The 2,083-nt window shown below is 68.1% G+C and carries 1 protein-coding gene; it reads left to right on the top strand.

The window, feature by feature from the left end:
• Positions 1-2,083 (top strand): condensation domain-containing protein (locus tag K8625_RS43435; protein WP_223786089.1); only part of this gene is annotated, 2,083 nt, incomplete at both ends.

Raw genomic sequence — 2,083 nt, 5'->3', positions numbered from 1 at the left:
GCCACTCCCTCCTCGCCACCCAGGTCGTCTCCCGCATCCGCAAGGCCTTCCAGGTCGAGCTGCCCCTGCGTGCGCTCATCGAAGCGCCGACCATCTGGGAGCTCGCGCAGCGGGTCGAGGCAGCACTGAGTGAGGGCCCGTCCAACACACGGCCTCCGCTGGTGGCGGCGCCTCGTACCGGGCCGCTGCCGCTGTCCTTCGCTCAGCAGCGACTGTGGTTCCTCGACAGGCTGGAACCCAACAACGCCTCCTACAACATCCACTCGGGCAAGGTGCTCGATGGCCACCTGGATACGGCCGCGCTGGAGCGGGCGATCCAGGAGCTGGTGCAGCGACACGAGGCGCTGCGCACCTCGTTCCACGTGCAGAAGGACGGCACCGCGGTCCAGGTCATCCATCCGCACGCCGAGCTGTCGGTCCCCGTCATCGACCTGCGACATTTGACGGGTCCCGCGCTGGACGCGGAGGTGGGGCGGTTGACCTCCGAGGAGTCCGGCAAGCCGTTCAACCTGACGAGCTCGCCCCTGCTGCGTGCGTCCCTGTTGCGCGTGACGGAAGAGACCCACGTACTCCTCGTCACGGTGCACCACATCGTCTCTGATGGCTGGTCCAATGGAATCCTGCTGCGCGAAGTGGGCGCGCTCTACGAGGCGTTCTCGCAGGGACGTCCGTCTCCGCTCGCGCCGCTGGAGTTCCAGTACGCGGACTACGCGCTGTGGCAGCGCGGCTGGCTGAAGGACGAGGCACTGGAACAGCAGCTCTCTTGGTGGAGACAGCAGCTCGCCAGCGCTCCACATGCGCTGGAACTTCCGACCGACCGACCGCGACCGCCCGTGCAGACGCATGTCGGCGCAACGCTGCCCGTTCACCTGAGCACCGAGCTGACCGAGTCACTCCGTGCGCTGTGCAAGCGCGAAGGCGTCACGCCCTTCATGGTGCTGCTCGCCGCGTTCCACATCTTGATGGCGAGGTACTCGGGGCAGGACGATATCGTCGTCGGCTCGCCCATCGCCAACCGGCAGCAGACGGAGCTGGAGGGCATCGTCGGGTTCTTCGCCAACACGCTCGCCCTGCGTGCGCGGCTGACCGGGACGATGTCGTTCCGCGAGCTGCTCGCTCAGCTCAAGGAGACGACGCTCGGCGCCTATGCGCACCAGGACGTGCCGTTCGAGAAGCTCGTCGATGAGCTGAAGCCCGAGCGTGACCTGAGCCGTTCGCCGCTGTTCCAGGTGATGCTCGCGTTGCAGAACACGCCGCGTCAGGCTCGTGGTGAGCCCCGTCGTGAGGAGCCGGCCCCCGCGCCGGGCCCCATGACCGTCACCCACGGCAGCGCCAAGTTCGACCTGTCATTGCTGCTCGCGGACCACGGCGACGACATCAGCGGTCTGCTCGAGTTCAACACCGACCTGTTCACGCCGGCCACGGCCATGCGGATGGGCGCGCACTTGCAGCGACTGTTGCAGTCCGCCGTCCGCGACCCCAGCCAGTCCATCTGGCGACTGCCGATGCTCGATGCACAGGAGCGCCAGCAGATCCTCGTCACCTGGAATGACACGTCGGGCGAGTCGCATGTCGTCACGACGATGCATGGGCCGGTGGAGGCCCAGGTGCGCCGTACGCCTGACGCCATCGCGCTCTCCGACGGTACGCGCTCGCTCTCCTACGCCGCGCTCGACGCTCGCTCCAATCAGCTCGCCCACCACCTGCTCGCCCTCGGGGTCTCTCCGGGCAGTGCCGTCGGCATCTGCCTCGACAAGTCCCTCGACATGGCCGTCGCCGTCCTCGCCACCCTCAAGGCCGGCGCCTTCTACGTCGCCCTCGACCCCAACTACCCCGCTGAGCGTCTGGCCTTCATGCTCGCGGACACCCGCGCGCCCGTCGTCCTCACCCACTCCTCCCTCTCCTCCGTCCTCCCCGCCTCCTCCTCCGCTCGACGCATCCTCGTCGACTCCGAGGCCGACGCGGTGGCTCTGCGCCCCTCGGTGGCGCCCGCCATCCACGTCTCGCCCGAGGACATCGCCTACGTCATCTACACCTCCGGCAGCACCGGCATCCCCAAGGGCATCGTCATGCCCCACAGGGC

This window comes from Myxococcus sp. AS-1-15 (assembly GCF_020037055.1).
GTDB classification, from domain to species: Bacteria; Myxococcota; Myxococcia; order Myxococcales; family Myxococcaceae; genus Myxococcus; species Myxococcus fulvus.
The sequence above is the reverse complement of the archived record's forward strand: the minus strand, read 5'-3'. Positions and strand labels throughout refer to the sequence as shown.